Source organism: Candidimonas humi, assembly GCF_019166065.1.
Classification (GTDB): Bacteria; Pseudomonadota; Gammaproteobacteria; order Burkholderiales; family Burkholderiaceae_B; genus Candidimonas; species Candidimonas humi.
The window spans coordinates 129,006-151,901 of the sequence record NZ_JAHTBN010000005.1; the positions used below are offsets into that span (position 1 = coordinate 129,006).

At 67.2% G+C, this 22,896-nt stretch carries 18 protein-coding genes; 10 read left to right on the forward strand and 8 right to left on the reverse strand.

All coding sequences use genetic code 11. The features are described from left to right. Positions 1-36: 36 nt before the first annotated feature. The 4 genes from KVP10_RS13410 to KVP10_RS13425 all read left to right on the forward strand — a co-directional run bounded on the left by KVP10_RS13410 (position 37) and on the right by KVP10_RS13425 (position 5,706). Complete coding sequence (locus KVP10_RS13410; RefSeq protein WP_217965108.1) at positions 37-2,952, forward strand: xanthine dehydrogenase family protein molybdopterin-binding subunit; 2,916 nt, start codon at positions 37-39, stop codon at positions 2,950-2,952. 70 nt (positions 2,953-3,022) lie between these two features. After that, a complete protein-coding gene (locus KVP10_RS13415) occupies positions 3,023-3,658 on the forward strand; it encodes a (2Fe-2S)-binding protein (RefSeq protein WP_217965109.1) in 636 nt (211 codons plus the stop codon). Continuing rightward, on the forward strand, positions 3,648-4,991 hold the full coding sequence (locus KVP10_RS13420; protein ID WP_217965110.1) for a cytochrome c: 1,344 nt from the start codon (positions 3,648-3,650) through the stop codon (positions 4,989-4,991). Before KVP10_RS13415 ends, KVP10_RS13420 begins: the two co-directional genes overlap by 11 nt. 52 nt (positions 4,992-5,043) lie before the next feature. Continuing rightward, on the forward strand, positions 5,044-5,706 hold the full coding sequence (locus tag KVP10_RS13425; RefSeq protein WP_217965111.1) for a nucleotidyltransferase family protein: 663 nt from the start codon (positions 5,044-5,046) through the stop codon (positions 5,704-5,706). A 179-nt stretch (positions 5,707-5,885) separates the two neighbouring features. Here the strand turns inward: KVP10_RS13425 and KVP10_RS13430 are convergent, their stop codons facing one another. The 3 genes from KVP10_RS13430 to KVP10_RS13440 form a co-directional block, all read right to left on the reverse strand. Continuing rightward, the gene (locus KVP10_RS13430; RefSeq protein ID WP_217965112.1) at positions 5,886-7,235 is read right to left on the reverse strand and encodes a purine-cytosine permease family protein; all 1,350 of its coding nucleotides are present in this window, start codon (positions 7,233-7,235) and stop codon (positions 5,886-5,888) included. A 114-nt stretch (positions 7,236-7,349) separates the two neighbouring features. Next, entirely contained in the window at positions 7,350-7,763 is a 414-nt protein-coding gene (gene panD / locus KVP10_RS13435) for an aspartate 1-decarboxylase (protein WP_217965113.1), read from the reverse strand. A 48-nt stretch (positions 7,764-7,811) separates the two neighbouring features. Next, on the reverse strand, positions 7,812-10,088 hold the full coding sequence (locus KVP10_RS13440) for an ATP-binding cassette domain-containing protein (protein WP_217965114.1): 2,277 nt from the start codon (positions 10,086-10,088) through the stop codon (positions 7,812-7,814). Positions 10,089-10,597: 509 nt separating this feature from the next. Between KVP10_RS13440 and KVP10_RS13445 the strand changes: the two genes are divergently transcribed. Then, positions 10,598-11,578 carry a Bug family tripartite tricarboxylate transporter substrate binding protein gene (locus tag KVP10_RS13445; protein ID WP_217965115.1) on the forward strand — a complete coding sequence of 327 codons (981 nt, stop codon included), beginning with the start codon at positions 10,598-10,600 and terminating at the stop codon, positions 11,576-11,578. A gap of 86 nt (positions 11,579-11,664) precedes the next feature. Here KVP10_RS13445 and KVP10_RS13450 read toward each other — a convergent pair whose 3' ends face one another. Beyond that, positions 11,665-12,600: a LysR family transcriptional regulator gene (locus KVP10_RS13450; protein ID WP_217965116.1), complete on the reverse strand. Its 936-nt coding sequence runs from the start codon at positions 12,598-12,600 to the stop codon at positions 11,665-11,667. 149 nt (positions 12,601-12,749) lie between these two features. Here KVP10_RS13450 and KVP10_RS13455 point away from each other — a divergent pair, with 149 nt between their 5' ends. The 5 genes from KVP10_RS13455 to kdgD all read left to right on the forward strand — a co-directional run bounded on the left by KVP10_RS13455 (position 12,750) and on the right by kdgD (position 18,074). Then, the gene (locus tag KVP10_RS13455) at positions 12,750-13,928 is read left to right on the forward strand and encodes a muconate/chloromuconate family cycloisomerase (protein ID WP_217965117.1); all 1,179 of its coding nucleotides are present in this window, start codon (positions 12,750-12,752) and stop codon (positions 13,926-13,928) included. 25 nt (positions 13,929-13,953) lie between these two features. After that, the gene (gene catC, locus KVP10_RS13460) at positions 13,954-14,244 is read left to right on the forward strand and encodes a muconolactone Delta-isomerase (protein WP_217965118.1); all 291 of its coding nucleotides are present in this window, start codon (positions 13,954-13,956) and stop codon (positions 14,242-14,244) included. Between the two features lie 127 nt (positions 14,245-14,371). Next, on the forward strand, positions 14,372-15,934 hold the full coding sequence (gene garD, locus KVP10_RS13465) for a galactarate dehydratase (protein WP_217965119.1): 1,563 nt from the start codon (positions 14,372-14,374) through the stop codon (positions 15,932-15,934). 133 nt (positions 15,935-16,067) lie between these two features. After that, on the forward strand, positions 16,068-16,814 hold the full coding sequence (locus KVP10_RS13470) for a FadR/GntR family transcriptional regulator (protein WP_217965120.1): 747 nt from the start codon (positions 16,068-16,070) through the stop codon (positions 16,812-16,814). Between the two features lie 345 nt (positions 16,815-17,159). Then, positions 17,160-18,074: a 5-dehydro-4-deoxyglucarate dehydratase gene (kdgD, locus tag KVP10_RS13475; RefSeq protein WP_217965121.1), complete on the forward strand. Its 915-nt coding sequence runs from the start codon at positions 17,160-17,162 to the stop codon at positions 18,072-18,074. A 1-nt stretch (position 18,075) separates the two neighbouring features. Here the strand turns inward: kdgD and KVP10_RS13480 are convergent, their stop codons facing one another. From KVP10_RS13480 to glpK, 4 genes are all read right to left on the reverse strand, one after another. Further along, on the reverse strand, positions 18,076-18,894 hold the full coding sequence (locus KVP10_RS13480) for a lipoyl protein ligase domain-containing protein (RefSeq protein ID WP_217965122.1): 819 nt from the start codon (positions 18,892-18,894) through the stop codon (positions 18,076-18,078). 52 nt (positions 18,895-18,946) lie between these two features. Then, positions 18,947-19,414, reverse strand: coding sequence for a TM2 domain-containing protein (locus tag KVP10_RS13485; protein ID WP_217965123.1), 468 nt, complete (start codon positions 19,412-19,414; stop codon positions 18,947-18,949). A 332-nt stretch (positions 19,415-19,746) separates the two neighbouring features. Next, positions 19,747-20,949 carry a methyltransferase gene (locus tag KVP10_RS21340; protein WP_376810922.1) on the reverse strand — a complete coding sequence of 401 codons (1,203 nt, stop codon included), beginning with the start codon at positions 20,947-20,949 and terminating at the stop codon, positions 19,747-19,749. Between the two features lie 230 nt (positions 20,950-21,179). Continuing rightward, complete coding sequence (glpK, locus tag KVP10_RS13495; protein WP_217965124.1) at positions 21,180-22,673, reverse strand: glycerol kinase GlpK; 1,494 nt, start codon at positions 22,671-22,673, stop codon at positions 21,180-21,182. Positions 22,674-22,896 lie beyond the last annotated feature (223 nt).

Here is a 22,896-nt window from a genome sequence, read left to right on the forward strand (position 1 = left end):
TCTGGGTGTACAACGCTCTACACGGAAAGCACAAACATGGACCATCTCGATTCTTCGCGCCGCAGGTTCCTGAAGACTACCGTGATAGCCGGGGTCACCGCGTATATCGCGCCTTTCGGCTCGCAGGCCTATGCCGCGCTGTTCGACGAAAAGCTGCTGCTGCCGATTTCTTGGGATGCGGCCGCCGGGCGAGCGCGTTTCCGCGTCGACGGCATCGCCAAGGTGACGGGCTCCAAGATCTTCGCGCGCGACATCCGCGCCCGCGACCTGCCGCACTGGCCGCAGCAGCAAAGCCATGCCTTTTTCCTGCGCGCTACGCGCGCCGATGCGGTATACGAGGGCTACGACCTGGGCCGCCTGGGCGAGGCGCTGAAGCCGGACCGCATCGTCACCGCCGATGACTTGAAGCGCGATGGCGTGGCCTTCACCGATTTCTATGGCGACGACATGCTCTTGCCGGCCGGCAAGACGCCGGCGTATCTCGGCCACGCGGTGGCGATCCTGATCTATCACGACTTCGGGCGCTACAGCCAGGCCCGCGGCGCCCTGCAGTTCCGCAACGATGTGCTGCGCTACGGCAAGCAAACCGGGCCTTTGCAGCGCGACCCTTGGGGCGTGTTCCGTTTCGTGCGCGTGGGCGGCGCCACGCCGTACGCCGATGACGTGTTTTCCAGCCTGAAGGATGCGCCGGTGTTTCCCAGCCAGATGCGCAAGCACTTGCCGGTATGGCCGGACGGCAAGGATCACGGCAAGCTCGACGAAGAGGGTATGTACCACGCCCAGCGCATCCGCGACGAGCTCGATCACCCGCCCGGCGACTGGCTGGTGATGGAGCGCCGCTACCAGACCCAGTCGGTCGATACCGCGGCGCTGGAACCCGATAACGCCAATTGCTGGTACGACGCCCAGGGCCAGGCGCTGCACATGGTGGTGCCCACACAGTCGCCCACCGAGGTGGCCGAGACGGCGGCGGCCATGATGGCCAAGACGAAGTTCCCGGTGCGCAGCATCTTCCTGCATCCTTGCTACACCGTGGGCTACGGCTCCAAGGATCACTGCAATATGCCGTTCTACGGCCTGGCCTGTGCGCTGTATGGCGACGGGCGCCCGGTGCGGCTGGCCAACGACCGCTACGAACAGTTCCAGACGGCGCTCAAGCGCCATGCCTTCGACATGCGCTACCGCCTGGCGGTAGACCGCAAGACCGGCATGTTCCAGTCGTTCGCGGCGGACCTGGTGGCCAACGGCGGCGGCCGCTGCAATTTTTCGCCCTCGGTGGCGATGGTGGGCGCGACCGCGGCGCAGTCGATCTACTATCTGCCCAAGTCGGACCTGACCGCCCGGGCCGACGCCAGCCGCGCCGTCGACGCGGGCTCGGCGCGCGGCTACGGTACCTTGCAGTCCATGGTCGCCACCGAACTCATGGTCGACGAACTCGCGCAGCAACTGGGCATGGATCCTATCGAGCTGCGCCTGAAGAATGTGTTGAAGTCGGGCATGAAGAACACCCAGGGCGCGATTCCCGCCGGCGAGGTGCGCGCCGACGAGGTGTTGCGCAAGGCGCGCGCGCATCCGCTCTGGGCCGGACGCGAGCGGCGCAAGAAGGAATACGAGGCCGCTCATCCCGGGCGTTTGTACGGCGTGGGCTTCGCCTGTGTGCAGAAGGACTTCGGCACCGGCGCCGAGTCTTCGTTCGCCAAGGTCGAGATCGACCCCGATGGCAAGGTGCTGCTGCGCCATAGCGGCACCGAGATCGGCACCGGCATGAGCACTTCGCAGGCCATCGCCTGTGTGCGCTGGCTGGGCTCGCCCGCCACCGACCTGGGCTATGCCATCACCCAATGGCCCGAGCTGCCCATGAAGACCAGCGGCGACCCCTACATGATGAGCCAGGCCGACCAGGACAAGGCCCAGGCCGATCCGCTGTGGACGCCGGCCATCGCCTCGCCGGCCAGCGCGTCCAATTCGGCGTTCTACTACACCCACAGCACGCGCGAGGCCTGTCGTTTGATCTTCCGCCATGGCCTGTGGCCGGCGGCAGTGGCCTTGTGGAGCCGCGGCACGGGCGGCGGCAGTGCCGCGCCGTACGTGGTGCGCGAGGAAGACGCGCGCTGGGAGCACGGGCTGCTCACGGCCAACGGCATGCCCGGCCTGAGCCTGCGGCAACTGGCGCGCCAGGCCCACGAAATGGGCGGCGTGACCGGTGCCGTGGTGCATGCCTTCAACCGCTGGCAGTGGGCCGAGTCTGATTTCACGATAGACGGGCAGGCCGAGCGCCTGCCGCTGGACGGCATCGCGCTGCGCCATGGCGCGGGTACGGCGGCCGCCGGGGGTACGCCGCCGCCGGCACAGCCTGCGGCGCCCGCCGCGGCCGCGGCATCCGAGGGCCAGGCAAGGCCGTCCGCCGCCGCCGCAAACCCGGAACAAGCCGCGGGCCCCGGCGGCTACCGCGGCATCGGCCGCAACGCTGCCCACTATCCGCCGGTACAGCGCAATAACGCGGGGGTTACGTACTACAGCGCCATGGGCACGCTGGCCGAGCTGTCGGTGGACACTGCCAGCGGCAAGGTCGAGCTGCTGACCCATCATTCAATTATCGAGTGCGGCAGTCTGCTGTCGCGCGACCTGGTGGCCGGACAGGTCGAGGGCGGCATCGCCATGGGCATAGGCCACGCCTTATACGAATACCTGCCGCTTTACGAGGACGGGCCGGGCAACGGCACCTGGAACTTCAACCGCTATCACTTGCCGCGCGCTTCCGAGGTTGCGCTCTGGTCGCAGACCCACGAGATCCTGCCGCCGCTGTCGGACACCGATCCGCCCAAGGGCATGGCCGAGGTGGCGATGATCCCGATTGCGGGCGCCATCGTCAACGGCCTGGCGCATGCCGTCGGCCGCCGCTACGCAAACCTGCCGGTCACGGCCGACCAGATCATGGAGGCGCTGGCATGATCGCGTCCGTTTGCCCATCCACAGGATATTCCCCGGAGAGGATGTCGCGCAGCGACAGGAGGCTACACCCATGAGCGAAGCATCCAGATCCATGCCTGCCGCGACCGCAGCGGCGGATTCCGCCCCTGTTTCCGCGCAAGCCGTCGCGCCGGTTCCGAACCGCGCCGTTTCCATGACGATCAACGGCCGGGCCGTGGGCCCGTTCGAGGTTCCCGAAAGCCTGATGCTGATCGACTTCCTGCACGAATACGCGGGCCTGACAGGCTCGCGCCTGGGCTGCGGGCAAGGGATCTGCCACGCCTGCGTGGTGATCCTGGATCATCCCGACGGCACCAGCGAAGAAGTGCGCAGTTGCATCACCGGCGCCGCATATTTCCAGGGCCGCAAGATCCGCACTATAGAGGGCCACGCGCAGCGCAACGCGGCCGGCGAGCTTGTGGCGCTGTCGCCCGTGCAGCAGAAATTCCTGGAGTTCTACAGCTTCCAGTGCGGCTACTGTACGCCGGGCTTCGTGAACGCGGCCACGGTGCTGCTGGAACGTCTCAAGCGCCAGCCGGTCGAAAAAGAGCGCGTGGAAAGCGTCGTGACCGACGCGCTGGACAGCCACATCTGCCGCTGCACCGGCTATGTGCGCTACCACCGGGCGGTGCGCGAGCTGATCCTGGCGACCCCCGGCCTGACCAAGGAGAGCGGCCATGGCAAGTAGCGATAGCGCGGCGGGAAGCAAGGCCAAGGCGCGAGGCCCGCGAAGCAAGGCGCGCCGCAGGTGGCGCATAGGAAGCATCGTCATCGTGGTGGTGCTGATCGGCGCCGCCGCATTGCTGGGCGGCGCCTTCGACCCGTCGTATCAGACCTCGGACGTGGACCACAACACACCGGACGCTCAATTGCTGGCCCGCGGCAAATACCTGACGGCCGCGGCCGATTGCGCCGCCTGCCACACGGCCCGGGGCGGGGCGCCCTATGCTGGGGGCGACGCCCTGGCCACGCCTTTCGGCACCATCCACGGTTCGAACATCACGCCCGACAAGCGCTACGGCATAGGCAAGTGGACTTCCGCCGATTTCTACCGGGCGCTGCACGACGGCCTGGGGCGCGATCATCCCCTGTATCCGGCCATGCCGTATACCTCGTACCGCGGCATCACGCGTGCCGACAGCGACGCCATCTATGCGTATCTACAAAGTATCAAGCCCGTAGCCCAGCCCGACAAAGGCAATGATTTCGCCTTCCCCTTCAACCTGCGCCTGCTGATGCGCGGCTGGAACCTGCTGTTCCTGAAGAATACGCTGCCCGATGTCTCGGTCGGCGCTTCGCAGCAATGGACACGCGGCCGCTACCTGAGCAACGCGCTGGGGCATTGCACCGAGTGCCATACGCCGCGCGGCGCGCTGGGCCAACTGAAGCTGGGCAGCACGCTGGGCGGCGGCGAGCTGGGCCGCTACCAGGCGCCCGACATCACGCCCGCGGGCCTGGCCGCGCGCGGCTGGACGCCGCAGGATCTGCAGGTCTTTCTTGCCCGCGGCTATGCGCCGCAAGGTTCGGTGTACGGCGATATGTACGAGGCGTTCCATCACAGCTTGCGCCACCTGAATTCGACCGACAACCAGGCCATGGTGGCCTACCTGCTGGGCGACAAGCCGCCGGCGCCCAAGCCCGTCCCGCCTCCCGCCCAGGCCGGAGGAGGCCAGGGGCAAAGCGTGATGGCGGGCAGGCAGCACTACCTGGCGCTGTGCGCCGGCTGCCATGCCGTGGACGGCGGCGGCAAGCCCGACGTGGCAGTGGCCATGCAGGGCAATACCACCCTGCGCAACACTGATCCGCACAACCTGCTGGTGGTGATGCTCGACGGCCTGGACGCGCAGTCCTTCACCGGCTACGACGCGATGCAGTCGATGCCGGGCTTTGCCGGCAAGCTGGATGATGCGGGCCTGGCCGATCTGGCCAATTACCTGCGCCTGACCTGGGGCGGGCAAAAAGCCGACGTGCAGGCCGCCGACGTCAAGGCGCTGCGCGGCCATGGAGCGGTACAGCCATGAGCCATCTCGGCGGCACGTGGCAGGCTCGGCCTATGAGTATCGGCAATCGGCCATGAGCACCGGCAATCGCCAGGTGTCCGAGTGGCCGCGAACCGGGCGGCAAACCGGGCGGCAATCCGCGGCGCCGGCCGGTGCCGCGGCGATCATGCTGGCGGCCGGCCGCGCGCGGCGCTATGGACGCGACAAGCGCCTCGAGACGGTCGGCGCCATGCCCATGTTCCTGCATGCGGCGCTGCAATTGCAGCGCATCGCCGATACGCTGGTGGTGCTGCGGCCGGGGGATGAACAGCAAGCGCGCCTGCTGGCCGAGCACGGCGTGGATTCCGTGTATTGCCCACAGGCCGAACTAGGCATGGGGCACAGCCTGGCCTGCGGCATAGCGCAGCGCCGCGGGGCCGCCGGCTGGTTCGTCATGCCGGCCGACATGCCCTTCATACGGCCCGCGACGCTGGACGCGCTGGCCCGCGCCGCCGCGGAGCACGAACTGGCCGCGCCGGTTTACCAGGGCCGGCGCGGGCATCCCGTCTGGTTCGCGCGCCGCTATCTGCCGCAGTTGCTGGTTCTCGCCGGCGACCAGGGCGCGCGGGCGATACTGGAAGCCGAAGCGCCGCGCCTGGTCGCCGTGGACGACCCCGGCTGTGTCTGGGACGTGGACCAGCCCGAAGACCTGGAACGAATGCTGCGCAAGGGCGGCACGCCCGGCCGACGGGATTGATGCCTGCCCGGAATTGAACGAGCGTAGGGCGGCCTGCCGGCCGCCGTATCATGCGCCTTGGATCGCGGGCGACGGCCGGCCTTGGCCTGTTTGTGCGATGCATTCCCGGCTCAACAGGCCCCGCTACGCGCCGCCGCCGGGCGGTTTGTTTCTTCGGATCCCGCCGGCCTGATTGCCCGCTAGGCTGTTCCCCGGCCTTGATCCACGGCCTGGGCCGCCGCGGCTGTACGCCTGTCCGGCCGGGCACGGGTCAGCGCCGCCAGGACGAAGGTCAAGACCAGTGTGGGCAAGGCCGAGCCGAGCTGCGGCGCGCGCAGCGCCAGCGCCTGGTAGCAGACGATGCCCGCCACCCACAGCGCCGCTGCGCCGAAGTCGATATTGCGTTGCGGGGCCGCCCAGGCCTGGCAGCCCCAGCCCAGGCGCCCGAGTATCACGCCATACAGCGGCACGAATACCGAGCTCAGCGTCAGCAGGAAGGGTTCCAGGCTGTGCATGGGCAACACCAGCGCGAGCAGGGTGCCGGCGATCGACAGCAGTATTGCCCAGCGGCGCACCGGCCATGCGGGCTTCAGGCTGTGCGCCGACACCGCGCCCGAATACAGATCGCCGTAGGCATTGTCGAGCTCGTCTACCAGTATCAGGCCCAGGGCTGCCAGGCCGCCCTGGGCCAGCAGCAGCGCGCCGACGAGCTCGGCGCCCGGCGCCGAGACGCTGGCCACCAGTACGCCCAGGCCGTAGCACCAGACGTTGGCCACGGTATAGCCGACCCAGGTGCCGCCCAGCGCCGCGCCCGGCCCGCGGCCGTAGCGCGCGTAGTCGGCCACCAGCGGCAGCCAGGACACCGGCATGGCGATCACCAGGTCCAGGGCCGCGAACAAGCCCATGCTGCCGTCGCCGCCGCGCTGCCACAAGGCTTGCAGGCCCGAGGCGTGCAGCCGGCCGGCGAACTGCCAGCTCAGCCACAATAGCGACAGCACCACCAGCGGCAGGCCGAGGCGGCTGACATAGCGCCGCACCAGCGTGATCATCGAGCCGGCCAGCAGGGCAGTGAGCATCGCGCCCCAGAACAGCGTGTACAGCGCGATGGCCCAGGGGCCGTCCAGCGCGGCGCCGAAGGCCTGCCGGGCGATGGCCAGCGTGCCTTCGCGCATGATGACGATCTCGAAGGTGGTCCAGCCCAGCAACTGCACGATATTGATGAACACAGGCAGCCGGGCGAAATGGCGGCCGTAGGTCAGGTGCATGAGGCCGGCGCTGGACAGGCCGCTGGCGCAGCCCAGCCTTGCGACCCAGGCGAGCAGGCCCGAGCCGATCACCGAACCCGCGAGCACCGCCAGCATCGCCTGGGGCGTGCCGACCGAAGGAGCCAGATAGGCGCCCACCTGCATCACCAGCAAGCCTACGCCGAGGCTGAACCATAACGAGGCGTGGGCGCTCCAGCCGAATGCGCGGTCCTCGGCGGGCATGGGCGTCAGGGCTTCATTGCGCGGGCCGGGACTGGCGGGTAGTTCGGCGGTAGGGATGGACATGGTGCCGGTCTGTCACTGGAGGAGTTCGACGATGGGGGGCGCGACCTGCCGCTCACGGGGATCCGGTGCGGCCGGCTTGCATGGCAGCGGTACTGCTTCGGCGGCGCGGAAGAGTCAGGCAGGATGAAGTATTTCGAAATCCAGGCGGCCCTGTGCGTCGCGCGTTACGCTGTATCCGAGGCGCTGCCTGATGGAGTTGTCCGGATTGAACGTCAGGATCACGGGCTTGATGGCCTCGATTTCCTGTTCCAGGACATAGGCGGAATTGCAGATGATGATCTCATCGCCGCGCTGGCAGGTGCGGGCGGCGGCGCCGTTCAGGATGCAGCAGCGTGAACCGCGCTCGCCATAGATGACGTAGGTGCTGATGCGCGCGCCCGAGTGCTTGTTCCAGATGTCGACGAATTCCATCGGCAGTATGCCTGCCGTCTCGCAGTGGTCCGGATCCAGGGTGATAGATCCATGATAGTCCAGGTCGGCGCCCGTGACGCGCAGGCCGTGCAGTTTGCCGCGTACGACTTTTCTCATAATGCTTCCGGATACAGTTGCGGTGAAGTTCCGGCATTGTAGAGGGTGTCAGGCCGGGCCGCCCGGTCCCGGCCGGGCGTGACAGCGGCTTTCCAGCGCTTGCGCCAGCTTGGCGTCCAGGCGGCGGTCGAGCGTGGCGGCGATCGCGCGCTCCATGGCCGTCTGTTCGGCGGTGCTGTGCTGCAGGCTGGCTATGTCCTGCAGGTCCGCGCGGCTGATCGTCAGCAGCAGGCAGGGCAGCCGCGTGCGGCAGGTCGTGGGATGGGGCACATCGTCGAGCAGCGCGAATTCGCCGAAGAAGTCGCCTATCTCCAATACCTCCATGACGCGGGCAGTTCCCGCGGCGGTACGCACGCTGCTTTCCACTTCGCCGCGGGCGATGATGTAGAAGTTGCCCGAGCGCGAGCCTTCCTCGATCAGCACGCTGCCGGCCTGCACTTCCACGACCCGCAGCCTGCGCTGTATGCGTTCCAGGTCCGCGGCCTGCGCGGCGGCGAACAGCGGGATGCGCCTCAGGCCCTGCAGGGTGATGTCGACATCCCTGCCGGATTCGGCGATTTCGATTTGCGATTGTTTTTCCCACAAGCCGTGATAGGTGCCTCGATGCCGCAGCAGCTCGTCATGCGTGCCGATCTCGGCCAGGCTGCCGTCGCGGAACACGCATATCAGGTCCATGGCGGGGCAGGACGCCAGCCGGTGCGTGACGGACAGGACCGTGCGCGTGGCGCCGATGCGCGCCAACGTGCGGCCGATGGCGGCCGCCGCCTCGGCGTCCAGCGAGGCGGTGGCCTCGTCGAGCATCAGGATCTGGGGATCGCGAAGAATGGCGCGGGCGATGACGATGCGTTGGCGCTGCCCGCCGGAAAGCAGTCTGCCGCCTTCGCCCACTTCGGTGTCGTACCCTTGGGGCAAGGACTGGATGAAATCATGGATTTCGGCGGCGCGTGCCGCCTGCTCCACCTCTGAGTCGCCGGCATCGAGCCTGCCCAGGCGGATGTTGTAGCGGATCGATCCGTCGAACAGCGTATTGTCCTGGTTCACCATGGCGATGGCCGATTTCAGGGAGTCGGGGTCGAGGTCTCGGATGTCGATGCCGTCGAATGCGATGCTGCCCGAGGTGGTGTCATAGATGCGCGACAGCAGGTTCAGGACGGTGCTCTTGCCCGAGCCCGAAGGGCCCACCAGCGCGATCCGCCGGGGCAGGGGCGTTTCCAGGCTGATTCCCTGCAGATTGAGCCGGTCGCCGGCATAGCTGAACGAGACGTCGTTGAGGCTGACCCGGGATATGGACTCGCCCAGAGGCTTGGGCAGCGCGGGCGCGACTGCGTCCACCGGGCCCTGCAGCAGCGATTCGATGCGCTGCCAGCAGCTCAGCGCCTGGATCAGGCCGGACAACTGTCCGGCGATGCCATTGGCTGCCGAACCCAATTCGAGCAGCAGGCCTATGTAGGCGACCACCACCCCGCTCGAGACCGTGCCGCGCAGCGCCAGCACGGCACCGAGCCCGATCACGGCCATCTGTGCCCCGCTCAGGGCGAAGCCGGTGATCCGGCCCGTAAGCTCGCCCAGCAGATAATGGCGGCGCGCGGACGCACGCAGCGCCTGCAGGTGTGCGCGATGCTGCTCGCGCCGATGTCCGCCTATGCCCAGTGTGCGGATCACGGGCAGCATCTGTATGGTTTCCTTGATGAACGCGGTGAGCCTGCTTTCCGTGGACTTGCGAGCGTGCGTGGCGAGCACCGCGTATTGCGCCAGGCGGCGCGGCGCCCACAGCGAGGCGCCGAACAGCAGCACCGTGGCCAGCGCCATATGCCAGTCGAGCGTGATGGCTGCGGCCAGCGCGCCCAGCGCCATCACCAGCTTCATCGCCATAGAGGGGATGATATTGACGGTCGCGCTCTCGATGGTCTGCATGTCGGAGGTCAGCCGCGACACCAGCGTGGTGCTCTTGTAGCGGCCCAGGTGCCTGAAGGACAAGGACAGCAGCCGGTCGAAGGCGCGCTGGCGCATATCGTTCATCGCCCGCGGGCCGAGGGTCGAGACGCCGGCGTCGACCGCCATGCCGGCGCAGGCCGCTACCACGAAGCCGCCGGTCAGCAGCGCCAATGTCTGCCCCACGACATGGGCGCTGCGCGGCGCGATGCCATGGTCGAACAGGCGGTGCAGCCAGATCGGCAGCAGCATGGCATAGAGAGCCTGCAGCAGCAGGCCGCAGGCCAGCAGCAGGCAAAGCGCCCAGTAGGGGCGCAGCATGGCCAGCGTCCATCTGGCGAAGGCCCGCATGCCGCGCGACCACTCGGGGGCCCGCTGTGTGGAGTTTTCCATGAAGAGTCTGTGTCCAGGATACGTCTGCCCCGGGCATGGCTTGCCGCTCGCCGGGCCGGCCCCGTCCGCAGCGGGCAAGCGTCCGTCGCGGCGGCGCAGGCGGCCAATCGTGCCGGCCATGGTTTTGGCGAGGAGGGCGTAGGCTCGCCGGGCATCCAGGTTCCGTTCGGCCCGCGGGATTGTGCACAGATATTGTTACAGCGGTTTTACAGCAATCGCGCCCGAAACCTCTTCCGTTGTGCAGATGAGCTCCGGCGAGGCCCGGGGTTGCACGGCACTCCAGCTTGCTTCCGGAAGCGGCGAATCGCCGCCTACTATACCTGTACGGTATCAAAGCGCGATAAATAAAGTCTTGGACACGGGAAAAGGCGGCGCACCATAATGCGCAGGCCCTTTATGGCGTGAGCGGCATGCGGCGTCGGTCAAGGCCCGGTGCACCTATGGCATGCGCTGTGGCCGCGACAGATTTTGCCTGCGAACCGCCGACACGCCTCACCCGGAGACAACACATGAATCGCTACATCCGAGCGCTGTCGCTGGCAGCCGGCCTGCTTGCCATCCCGTTCGCCCAGGCCGCCGACAAGGCTGCCGACTACCCCAATCACCCTGTCCGCTGGATCGTGCCTTTCACGCCCGGCGGCGCCATGGACAATATCGCCCGCACCTTGAGCGACGCCATGACGGCCAGCACCGGGCAAAGCTTCATCGTGGAAAACCGGCCGGGCGCGGGCGGCAATGTCGGCGCCGCGTATGTGGCGCGTTCTCCCGCCGACGGCTACACCATCATGATCGTGGCCAACGGCATGGCGGTCAATCCCTATCTGTACAAGTCGCTGCGCTACGACCCGGTGAAGGATTTCACGCCGGTCTCGCTGCTGGCCGTGGTGCCCAATGTGCTGGTGACCAATCCCAAGTACAACCACGCCAAGACGGTTGCCGACGTGATCGCGCAGGCCAAGGCCGAGCCGGGCAAGCACACGTTCGCCTCGGCCGGCGTGGGCACCTCGATACACCTGGCGGGTGAACTGTTCGTGAAGATGACCGGCGTCTCGATGATGCACATCCCGTACAAAGGCAGTTCGCCGGCCATGGTCGATCTGCTGGGAGGGCGGGTCGACTATATGTTCGACAGCATCACTTCGTCCAAGCCGCATATCGATTCGGGCGAGCTGACGGCGATTGCCGTGACCACCAGCAAGCGCTCGCCCACGCTGCCCAATGTACCCACGGTGGCCGAGTCCGGCGTGCCCGGCTATGTGCTGACGCCGTGGTTCGCCGCATTCGCCCCGGCCGGCACGCCGCCCGAGATCGTCGCCAAGCTGAACAAGGCCATGCTCGACGCCATGAAGACGCCCAAGGTCCGGGCCACGCTGGATTTCATCGGCGCCGAGCCCATAGGCAGCACGCCCGAAGAACTGCGCGCCTACCTGGCGTCGGAAATGAAGGCCGGCAAGGAACTGGTGCAGTCGCGCGGCATACACCTGGATTGATGGTGCCGCGGGTCGGCGCCTTGTCGGCCGGGCTCGTGGCTGGGCGGGGTGTCGCGATTTGGTCGCGGCACCCCGTTGCGTCTGAACTATGGCTTGCCCAGCCGGTTGTATGAATACTTGAGCCACGCGGGTTTTTGTGCGTCGATCTCCCGGATCAATCGCAGCATCAGTCCGGGAGTCCCGGAGTTGTCGTTGGCGCGATAGCTCATGATGATGGGCGTGGTGGCCTGCTTGTCGTCGAGCAGGCGGTAGTGCAAGTCCGCGCGCAATGTACGGGTCGAGGCCGGTACGATGCATAGGCCCACGCCCGCGGCGACCATGCCCAGCGCCGCCTGCAATTCGCTGACCTCCTGGATTTCCCGCGGCTGCACCCGGCGTTCGCGCAGCATGCCCAGCACCTGGTCGGCATAGCTGGGGCGCGGTACCTTCGGGTAGACGATCAGGCGGTGATCCGCGAGCACGGCCAAAGGCAAGGGCGTGGCGATGGGCTGGGCCGCGTAGGGGCTGTCGGCCGGGCAGGCGAGCACCAGCCGTTCCTCGCGCAGGACCACGCGGGTGATGGCTGGAAAGTTGGCGTGGATGCGGCCGAAGCCCACGTCGATGCGCCCATTGAGCAGGGCCTCCATTTGGTGCAGCGACATCATCTCGATGAGCTGGACTTCCATGTCGGGACGTTCCTGGCGCAGCCGCCGCACCAGCGCTGGCAGGCCGCCATACAGGACCGAGGGCACGATGCCTATGGACAGCATGCTGCGCTGCCCGTGGCCGATTTGCTGCGTGGCATGCTTGAGCTGCTCGACGCGGTTCAGCACATCCATGGCCTGTTCATAGAACAGTCGGCCGGCCTCCGTGAGGCGCGCGGGGCGACTGTTGCGCGACAGCAGGGTCACGCCCAATTCTTCTTCCAGCAACTGGATCTGGCGGCTCAACGGCGGCTGGGCGATATGCAATTGCTCGGCGGCGCGAGTGAAGTTGCGTTCGCGCGCGACCGTGACGAAATAGCGCAGTTGCCGGAGATCCATGAGCGATGGCCTTTGTAGCTAATAAGTATGTCGAGCCGCGAACGGGCCGCCGCCGCCCCGTGTCGAAGTGAATTTTATACCTTGAGAATATAGTTTGAGACGTAAATAGTGTTGGACGGACCAGCGGGTTCCAGCGCTTAATACGCCCCATGAAAATTTCGTCTCCTGTCTCCTCCACGCCCCCGGGCGCCCCGATCATCGAGCGCATCGAAACACTGCTGCTGGACCTCCCGACCATTCGCCCGCACAAGCTTTCGGTGGCCACGATGAACGGCCAGACCTTGATGCTGGTGCGCGTGTATTGTTCCGACGGCATCGTCGGCACGGGCGAGGGCACCACCATAGGCGGCCTGGCCTATGGCGCCGAAAGCCCCGAGGGCATGAAGCTGGCCATCGACACGTACTTCGTTCCGGTGCTGCGGGGCCAGGACGCCACCCGTGTGCAGGCGCTCATGGATCGCGTCGGCCTGATGGTCAAGGAGAACCGCTATGCAAAATGCGCGGTCGAGACCGCCTTGCTCGACGCGCAGGGCAAGCGCAGCGGCCTGCCCTTGTCGGAGCTGTTGGGCGGCAGGCGCCGCGATCGCCTGCCGGTGGCCTGGACGCTGGCGTCCGGGGACACGGCCAGGGACATCGCCGAAGCGGAAAAAATGCTCGGGCTGCGCCGCCATAACATCTTCAAGCTCAAGATCGGCGCCAAGCCCATCAAGCAGGACATCGCCCACGTGGCGGCCATCAAGCGCGCCCTGGGCGATGCCGCCGCGGTGCGCGTGGATGTGAACATGGCCTGGAGCGAGACCCAGGCCGCCTACGGCATGGCCGCGCTGGCCGATGCCGGTTGCGAACTGGTGGAGCAGCCCGTGGCGGCGGCGGCCGCGCTGGGCCGGCTGGTGCGCCGCTTTCCGACCGTGCTGATGGCCGACGAGTCCCTGCATGGTCCGCAGTCGGCTTTCGAAATCGCCAAGACCCATGGCGCGGATGTCTTCGCGGTCAAGGTGGAACAATCGGGCGGCCTGTTCGCGGCCCAGCGTGTGGCGGCGATTGCCGATGCCGCGGGCATCGAGCTGTACGGCGGCACCATGCTCGAAGGCGCGGTCGGAACCATCGCCTCAGCGCACGTGTTTTCGACTTTCGCCAAGCTGCAATGGGGCACTGAGCTGTTCGGGCCGCTGCTGCTGACCGAAGAAATCCTGGCCCAGCCGCTGGAATATAGCGACTTCCACCTGACCGTACCCCGGGGGCCGGGCCTGGGCATTGCGCTGGACGAGGACCGCGTACGTTTCTTCCAGCGCGATGGCCTGCACAAAACGATCAGCGTGAACGAATAAATAGTTGGCTCGACCGGAGATAGAGATGCTGTTTCATGTACGCATGGATGTGAACATTCCCCTCGATATGGATGCGGCGGTGGCCGCCGAGATCAAGGCCAGGGAAAAAGCCTATTCGCAGGGCCTGCAGCGCAGCGGCAAGTGGCGCCACATCTGGCGCCTGGCGGGCGAATACGCCAACTACAGCGTCTTCGATGTCGATAGCAATCAAGAGCTGCATGACATCCTGACCGAACTGCCTCTTTACCCCTACATGCGGATCTCGGTCCAGCCGCTGTGCCGCCATCCTTCGTCCATACGCGAAGACGACCGCTGACCGGCTCGACCGCTGACCGGTTCAATTGACAGACATCGTACGTCTTGCTCAAATGTGAACCGCCCGGGTCCGGAGGCTGCGCAATCGAGGCGCAATCCGGCCAGGGCCCGTGTACGGGAGCATTTGAATGAACAGGCAAGGCGGCGCTGCGCCGCTCTATATCCGCATCAGTCCGCAGGACAATGTGGCGATCGTGGTCAACGATGGCGGCCTGCCCGCCGGCGCGGTCTTCGCCGACGGCCTGGCGCTGGTCGAAGGCGTGCCCCAGGGGCACAAGGTCGCCCTGGCCGATCTGGAAGAAGGCGCGCCGATCCTGCGCTACGGCACGGTGATTGGCTATGCGCGGCAGGCGATTCCGCGCGGCGGGTGGGTCAGCGAGGCGCGCCTGCGCATGCCGGAAGCGCCGCTGCTGGACGGGCTGCCTATGGCCACCCGGCAGGCGCCGCCGGCCGAGCCGCTGCAGGGCTATACCTTCATGGGCTATCGGAACCCCGATGGCTCGGTGGGCACACGCAATATCCTGGCCATCAGCACAACGGTGCAATGCGTGGCGGGGGTGGTGGAACACGCGGTGGCGCGCATCCGGCAGGAACTGCTGCCGCTGTATCCGCATGTCGACGATGTGGTGGCGCTGGAGCACGCCTACGGCTGCGGCGTGGCCATCGATGCGCCCGGCGCGCAGGTGCCGATACGCACGCTGCGCAACATCAGCCGCAACCCGAATTTCGGCGGTGCGGTGCTGCTGGTCAGCCTGGGCTGCGAAAAGCTGCAGCCGGCGCGCCTGTTTCCCGACGAGGCTGCGGCCCTGGAGAGCGGCGGGCAGGGCGCCCGCGGCCTGGTGCGGCTGCAGGACGACGAGCACGTGGGCTTCCAGTCCATGGTCGATTCGATCATGGAGTCGGCGCGCGTGCGCCTGGCCCAACTGGACCAGCGCCGCCGCGAGAGCTGCCCTGCGTCGGAGCTGGTGGTCGGGGTGCAGTGCGGCGGCAGCGACGCCTTTTCCGGCATCACCGCCAATCCCGCGGTGGGCTATGCCAGCGACTTGCTGGTGCGGGCTGGCGCCACGGTCATGTTTTCCGAGATCACCGAGGTGCGCGACGGCATCGCCCAGCTTACCGCCCGGGCCGCCACGCCCGAGGTGGCGCAGGCGCTGGTGCGCGAAATGGATTCCTACGACCAATATTTGAAGCGCGGCGGCGCCGACCGCAGCGCCAACACTTCGCCCGGCAACAAGAAGGGCGGCCTGTCCAATATTGTCGAGAAGGCCATGGGCTCCATCGTCAAGTCGGGCTCCAGCCCCATCGTCGACGTGCTGGCCCCGGGCGAGAAACTGCGCCGCAAGGGCCTGGTGTATGCGGCCACACCGGCCAGCGATTTCATTTGCGGCACCCTGCAACTGGCCGCGGGCATGAACATGCACGTGTTCACCACGGGCCGCGGCACGCCGTACGGCCTGGCCGCGGTGCCGGTGGTCAAGGTCGCCACACGAGACGACCTGGCGCGCCGCTGGCACGATCTCATGGACATCAACGCGGGCGGTATCGCCAGCGGCCGCGCCAGCATCGAGGACGTGGGCTGGGAACTGTTCCGCTACATCCTGGAGGTGGCCAGCGGCCGCAAGAAGACCTGGGCCGAACAGTGGAAGCTGCACAACTCGCTGGCGCTGTTCAACCCGGCGCCGGTCACCTGATGATGCCATCTGCATCGAGCCGAGGGCGCGCCCCGCGCGGGTATGCGTGGATGGGGCCGGCAAACCGCGATGACTATAATCGGGCCACAGGCTCGAATGGACATCGAACAAACATAATCGATACGACACGACTATGACTCCAAGTGCACCGCAGCGCAGGCGCTCGCGCAGCTTGACCGACGATGTGGTTGCCGCGCTGTCCGAACAGATCCGCGCGGGGCGTTATCGTCCCGGGGCCAAGCTGCCCACCGAATCGGCCATTATGAGCGAGCAGTCCGTCAGCCGCACGGTGGTGCGCGAGGCCATATCCCGCCTGCAGGCCGCCGGCCTGGTCGAGACGCGGCACGGCATAGGCACCTTCGTGATGGAGTCCGATGCCGGGCATACGGTCAAGCTGGCCGCCAGCCAAGTCTTCACCATGCTCGACACCATGGCGGTGCTGGAACTACGCATCAGCATCGAGACCGAGGCGGCCGCGCTGGCGGCGAGCCGCCGCAGCGACAACGACCTGCAGAGCCTGCGTACTTTGCTCGACGAGTTCCGCGACCAGCTCGGGCAATCGGGCGGAGGCTCGGTGCCGGCCGACCAGGCATTCCATCTGCGCATCGCGCAGGCCACCGGCAACCAGTATTTCCTGGACATACTCGGGCAACTGGGCAAGAACCTGATTCCCCGCACCCGCATCGATACCGCGCACCTGGCGGCGGACGACCAGCAGAACTACCTGCGGCGCGTCAACCAGGAACACGAGGATATTTTCTTTGCCATCGAGCGCGGCGACCCCGAGGCCGCCCGCGCCGCCATGCGCACGCACTTGAGCAACAGCCGCGAACGCCTGCGCAAGGCCTACGAACGCATGACGCGCGAGCCGCAGGCCTGATCACCCAGGGCCTCGCCCTCGGCCTCAGCGCGATCTCTGCCGTGGCGTGATCGAGGGCGGCATCGCCAGGATGCTGCGGGCGATTTCTTGCCACGATTCCTATGGGTATTCGCAGCGGATTTGCCGCAACTGCTGCAGTGCGCCTTCCCTATAAGTCATCGTATATTTGATGATGGCCAAGGCGTCAAATACCCATCAAAGCCATGGGATATCCTGATTACCATAGGGAAAATTCATAAGACAGGGCAGGTTTTTCGTTTTTCCAGCCTTGAAATACATGGCATATATGTTGTACGATGACATGCTTGAAGCTCATCATGTAAACACGCGATAAGGACGCCCCCGATGAACCCCTCCGAACTGAAGCGCATCGTATCCGACGGTCTGCTTTCCTTCCCGGTCACCGATTTCGACCAGAACGGCGATTTCCGCCCGGATACCTATGCCAGCCGCCTCGAATGGCTGGCGCCCTATGGGGCCAGCGCGCTGTTCGTGGCCGGCGGCACCGGCGAATTCTTTTCCCTGGGGCTGGATGAATACGCCGACGTGGTCCGCGTGGGCGTGCAGGCTTGCAAGGGCAAGGTGCCCATCATCGCCGGGACGGGCGGCGCCACGCGCAATGCCATCGCTTATGCGCAGCATGCCGAGAAGCAGGGCGCGCAGGGCCTGCTGCTGATGCCGCACTACCTGACCGAAGCCAGCCAGGACGGCGTGGTGCGCCATGTCGAGCAGGTGTGCAAATCGGTTTCCCTGGGCGTCATCGTCTACAACCGCGCCCAGTGCCAGCTCGACGCCGACCACCTGGAAGAGCTGGCAGCACGCTGCCCGAACCTCATCGGCTTCAAGGACGGGCTGGGCAATATCGAGCTCATGATTACGATACGGCGCCGGCTGGGCGATCGCTTCGCCTATCTGGGCGGGCTGCCTACCGCCGAGTTCTACGCTGCCGCCTATCGCGCGCTGGGCGTGCCGGTTTATTCTTCGGCCGTCTTCAATTTCATACCGCGCACCGCCATGCAGTTCTACCAGGCCGTGGTCGCCGGTGACACCGCCACGCAAGGCCGCATCATGGATGACTTCTTCATCCCTTACGCCCGCATCCGCAATCGCTGCAAGGGCTACGCGGTCAGCATCATCAAGGCCGGCGCGCGCCTGATCGGCCGCGATGCGGGCCCGGTGCGCGCGCCGCTCACGGATCTGACGCCGCAGGATTGCTCGGACCTGGCTGCCCTGATCGAAAAGCTCGGCCCGCAGCAATAGCCTACAAAAGCGTTTCGGCGGCCGTGGCCGTGGCTGCGCGCCGCAATTCGGCGCCCAGCTCGCGCAGGAAATCCGGGCGCGCGATGCCGGCGTCCGGCGGCAGGAAGTCATACAAGGCCGCCACGCGCCGCGGATCATAGCGCTTGCCGCTGCCCAGCGCGCGTTCGAACACATTGGCCTTGCGCGTGAGCGCCGTGGTGTCCGCGGTCGCCAGCAATAGCGCGTGCGCCAGCACCACCTGGACGCTGGAGCCGTCTTCGCGCACCCGCCGCCACAACTGGGCGGTGCCGGCTACTTTGCGCGGCGCGCTTGCCGGCCCGCAGGCCAGGTTGTAGCGGCCGTCGCAGAACGAACCTTCCACCGCCTGCGGGCGGGCCTCTATGCCGAAGGCCAGCAGGGCTTTGCGCAGCACGGCGCACAAGAGCTCGTAGGCGGCATCGGAATGGCGCAGCGGCGGCGCGTCGCAAGCATAGGCCAGGCTCAGGTTGAGGATGCCCGGCCCTTGCGGCACCACGCCGCCGCCCGACATGCGCACAGTCACGGGCCAGCCGCGCCGCGCGTGGCGTTCGCAGATTTCTTCGAATCCCGCATATCGGCGGTAGGTGCGCGGCACCACCAGCCCCTGCGCGGCCTCCCACACGCAGGCGACGGGGCCGCTGCGCGCGGCCAGGCCGATCAGGTCTTCGTCATGAGTGGCGTCCAGCGTCCGGCGCGCCTCGCGTTCCAGCAGCCTGAACTTGCGAGCCTCGGCCGAGGCGGCGTCATTTTCATCCGTGGAACGGGCGGGTCCTGCCGCAGCGGCCGCGGTATCGGGAGGCATGCAGGGCAGGGCTTTCGCCGCGGGCCGAGCCGGCTCCGCGGCGGCGGGCGCGCTAGACGTGCCCAGGGGTGAATTCTTCATCGCTCATGAAGGCGTAGCGTATGGCGTCTATCAGGCTCAGGACCACCACCAGCGGGGTGAAGACATAGAACAGGACCAAGTACACGATGCCCCAGCCGATCTGGCCCAGGTAGAAGCGGTGCCCGCCCAGCCAGCCGAGGAAGATCGCCAGCACGATGGCGATCTTGCGCGGGCTGGCCTTGCGTTCGAGCCCGGCGCCCTTGTTGCGGATGATCCACAGGCTGACCGGTATCGTCAGTACCAGCGCGATGAGTACCCTCATGGGGTGTACGTGCACGTAGGCCGAGGCCAGCGTGTATACATCGGTGAAGTTCTGGATGACCAGCCCGCTCAAGTAGGAAATCCAGGCGAATACTTGGTGGAACAGGGTTTCGCCGAAGGTCAGCGCAACCAGTATGACGATGAATACGACGCAGGCCAGGATGATTTTCTGCAGCATGGACTGATGCCTTCGAGCGCATGGACACGCCCTAGTTTACCCGTTGGCGCGCGGCGTGCGGCGGGTGTGCGGGGCGTGGCGGAAACACGCTACGGCGGAACTTGCATTGCCGTAACACGCTTTACCGATGGCTACATGATGGGCCGGTGGCCAGGCCGGTTTATGGCTATGTCGGCCGGTGGCGGCATCGGTCGGCGGGCGCGGCGGCTCGGGTCTCGTTCGCGGCCTTATTCCATTTCTAAATCGATCGTGAACGCGAAAGCGAAGCGCAGACAGTACACGTAGTACGGCAAGCGAAGCTGACAAAGTGCACGGTTGATTTAGAAATGGAATTATTGCCGTAGCGGCGCGAGCCGCCACAGGCTCGTCAATTCGGCGCGGCGCGCCGTATGCAACGGGTCGTCTGGGTTCGTCGCCTTGGGGTGGCGCGGGCGGATGTCGAGCCGTTCGAGCACCTGCAGGCCGGCCGCGGCAATGGCGTCGGCCAGGAAGCCCGGTGCGCGCAGGCCCAGGTGTTCGGCCAGGTTCGACAGGATCAGCCAGCCCTCGCCGCCGCTGCGCAAGTGGCTGCGCAGGCCCGCCAGGAAGCCCAGCAGCATGCGGCTGTCGGGGTCGTAGATGGCTTGCTCCTGGGGCAGAGTAGGACGCGCGGGTAGCCAGGGGGGATTGCAGACGATCAGCGGGCTGCGGCCCTCGGGGAAGAGATCGGCTTCGAGCAGTTCGACGCGGCCGTCCAGGCCTTGATGCCGCAGGTTTTCGTGCGCGCAGGCCAGGGCGCGCGGGTCGATGTCAGTGGCGACGATGCGCTTTACGCCGCGCGCGGCGAGCAGGGCGGCGATCACGCCGCTGCCGGTGCCGATGTCGAAGGCCAGGTCGGTGGCGGGCAGCGGCGCCCGCAGGAGCAGGTCCAGGTATTCGCCGCGCAGCGGCGAGAACACGCCGTAGTGCACGTGGATGGGGTGTTCCAGGCCCGTCACGGCCACGCCCTTGCGGCGCCATTCGTGCGCGCCGATGATGCCTTGCAGGGCGCGCAGCGGCAGCAGCATGGGCTCGCTGGCCGCCGCGGGGCCGGAGTGGGGCGCCTCTTGGGCATCTCGTCGTGCCATCCCGGAGGCTTGCGGCGCGCCGGAGGTGTCCGTTGTGCCGTGCCGGGCTTGCGGCGGGGTGGGCATGCCCAGCGCTTCGGCGCAGGCCTGCCGCACGTCGGGCGCGCGCCGCAGCCCGATGCCGAAGCCGGCGTCCAGCTCGATCAGCAGGCTGTTGAGCAGGCGGGCGCGCTGTGATTGTGCCAGGCGGTAGAGATGGAAGGCCTCCGGGTTGACGGCATGGAGGGCTTCGGGGGCGGCAGTGGCCGCGCCGGGGCGTTCTTGCGTTTTCGGTGGCGTGCGCCCCGCTTCTTCGTTTTTACCTCCGCCTGCTTGATGCCGCCGGCCGCGGGCGGGCGCATGCCGCTTGCGGTCGCGGTGCTCGTCCACGCGGCGGGCCAGGGCCTGCAGTAGCTGCACGGCATTATGGAAGTCGCCGCGCCACAGCATGCAGGTACCGGCATTGGCCAGGCGGAACGCCGCGTCCGCGTTCAGGGTGTCGTCCACTACCTCGATGCGCCGCGGCGGCGCGCCGCCGCCCGGCGCGCGCCACAGGGCGCGGCGCGGCGCGCCGTTCTCGGTCCAGGCGGCTTGGGCAGTGCCGCAAGACGCGGCGGGGGCGGAAATGGCGGAATCGTTCGTGGCGAAGGCGGGCGCGCTTTTCATGTCGGGCGGCTGTATCAGATGGCGCAGGTTTTCCGGACGGCGAGTTCCCAGCCCTGCATCAGTTCGGCGGCGCGCGCGCGATCCATTTGGGGCGTGAAGCGATGCTCCATGCGCCACAGCCGCGCCAGGTCGTCCTGGCTGCGGTACACGCCGCAGGCGAGTCCCGCCAGGTACGCGGCGCCCAGGGCCGTGGTCTCGACCACGGCCGGGCGCACCACCGGTATGCCCAGCAGGTCGGCCTGGAACTGCATCAACAAGTCGTTGACGCAGGCGCCGCCGTCCACGCGCAGTTCGGTCAGCGCCGCCGCGCCGGCGGCTACCGCGTCGCGGCTCATGGCCTGCAGCAGCGCGGCGCTTTGGTAGGCAATGCTGTCGAGCGCGGCGCGGGCGATGTGCGCCACGGTCGTGCCGCGCGTCAGGCCGGTGAGGGTGCCGCGCGCGTCGGGCCGCCAATAGGGCGCCCCCAGGCCGGTGAATGCCGGCACGATGATCACGCCACCCGCGTCCGGCACGCTGCGCGCCAGCGCCTCGATGTCGCTGCTGTGCTCGAAGGCGCGCAGACCGTCGCGCAGCCATTGCACCACCGCGCCGCCGACGAAGACACTGCCTTCGAGGGCGTATTCGGGTTGACCGGAGGCCTGCGCGGCGCTGGTGGTGATCAGGCCGTTGTCCGAGATGTGAAATTTGCCGCCGGTGTGCATGAGCATGAAGCAGCCGGTGCCGTAGGTGTTCTTGGCCATGCCTTCGGTGAAGCAGGCCTGGCCGAACAGGGCGCTTTGCTGGTCGCCCGCGACCCCGCAGATGGGCACGGCGTGTCCCAGCAGGTCGGGGTGCGCGGAGCCATATTCGGCCGCCGAAGGCAGCACGCGCGGCATCAGCGAGGGCTCGATGTTCATGGCGTGCATCAGCCCGGCGTCCCATTCGTTGCGGTGCACGTCGAACAGCATGGTGCGCGAGGCATTGCTGACGTCGGTGGCATGCACCTGGCCGCGCGTCAGTTGCCAGATCAGCCAGCTGTCGATGGTGCCGAAGGCCAGCTCGCCCTTGCGGGCCAGGGCTCGCGCCGAGGGCACCTTGTCGAGTATCCAGCCCAGCTTGGTGGCCGAGAAATAGGCGTCGATGCGCAGGCCGGTGCTGGCCTGTATGGTGTGTTCCAGGCCCCGTTCGCGCAGCTGGCGGCAGGCGGGCTCGGTGCGGTGATCCTGCCAGACGATGGCGTTGTAGACCGGCTGTCCGGTCTTGCGGTTCCAGACCACGGTGGTTTCGCGCTGGTTGGTGATGCCTATGGCGCGGATGTCGCTGGCCTTGAGGCCGGCCTGGGCCAGCGCCTGCCGCGCGGTATCGATCTGGGTCTGCCAGATTTCCAGGGGGTTGTGCTCGACCCAGCCGGGCTCGGGGTAGATTTGCGTGAATTCTTTCTGCGCCATTGCCACGATGCGGGCTTCGCCGTCGAAGACAATGCTGCGCGAGCTTGAGGTGCCTTGGTCGAGCGCGAGTAGATAGGACATGGCGGTGGCGGATTCCTTTTCGGTGGCCGGCGGCGCGGCGGGCCGCGCAGGCTGTTTAGCATACTTGAAGCCCTTGCCTTACACTAGCGCATGCCCCGGGCGCGTGCCTAGGCACGGAGATCGCCGCCCTGGGCAGCGGGCGTCCCGGGGGTGGCGGAACATCCGCCCGGCCGCCGCCGAGCTCCGCTATCCGAAGGCGGTATGCGTATTTCCTGGATGGCCG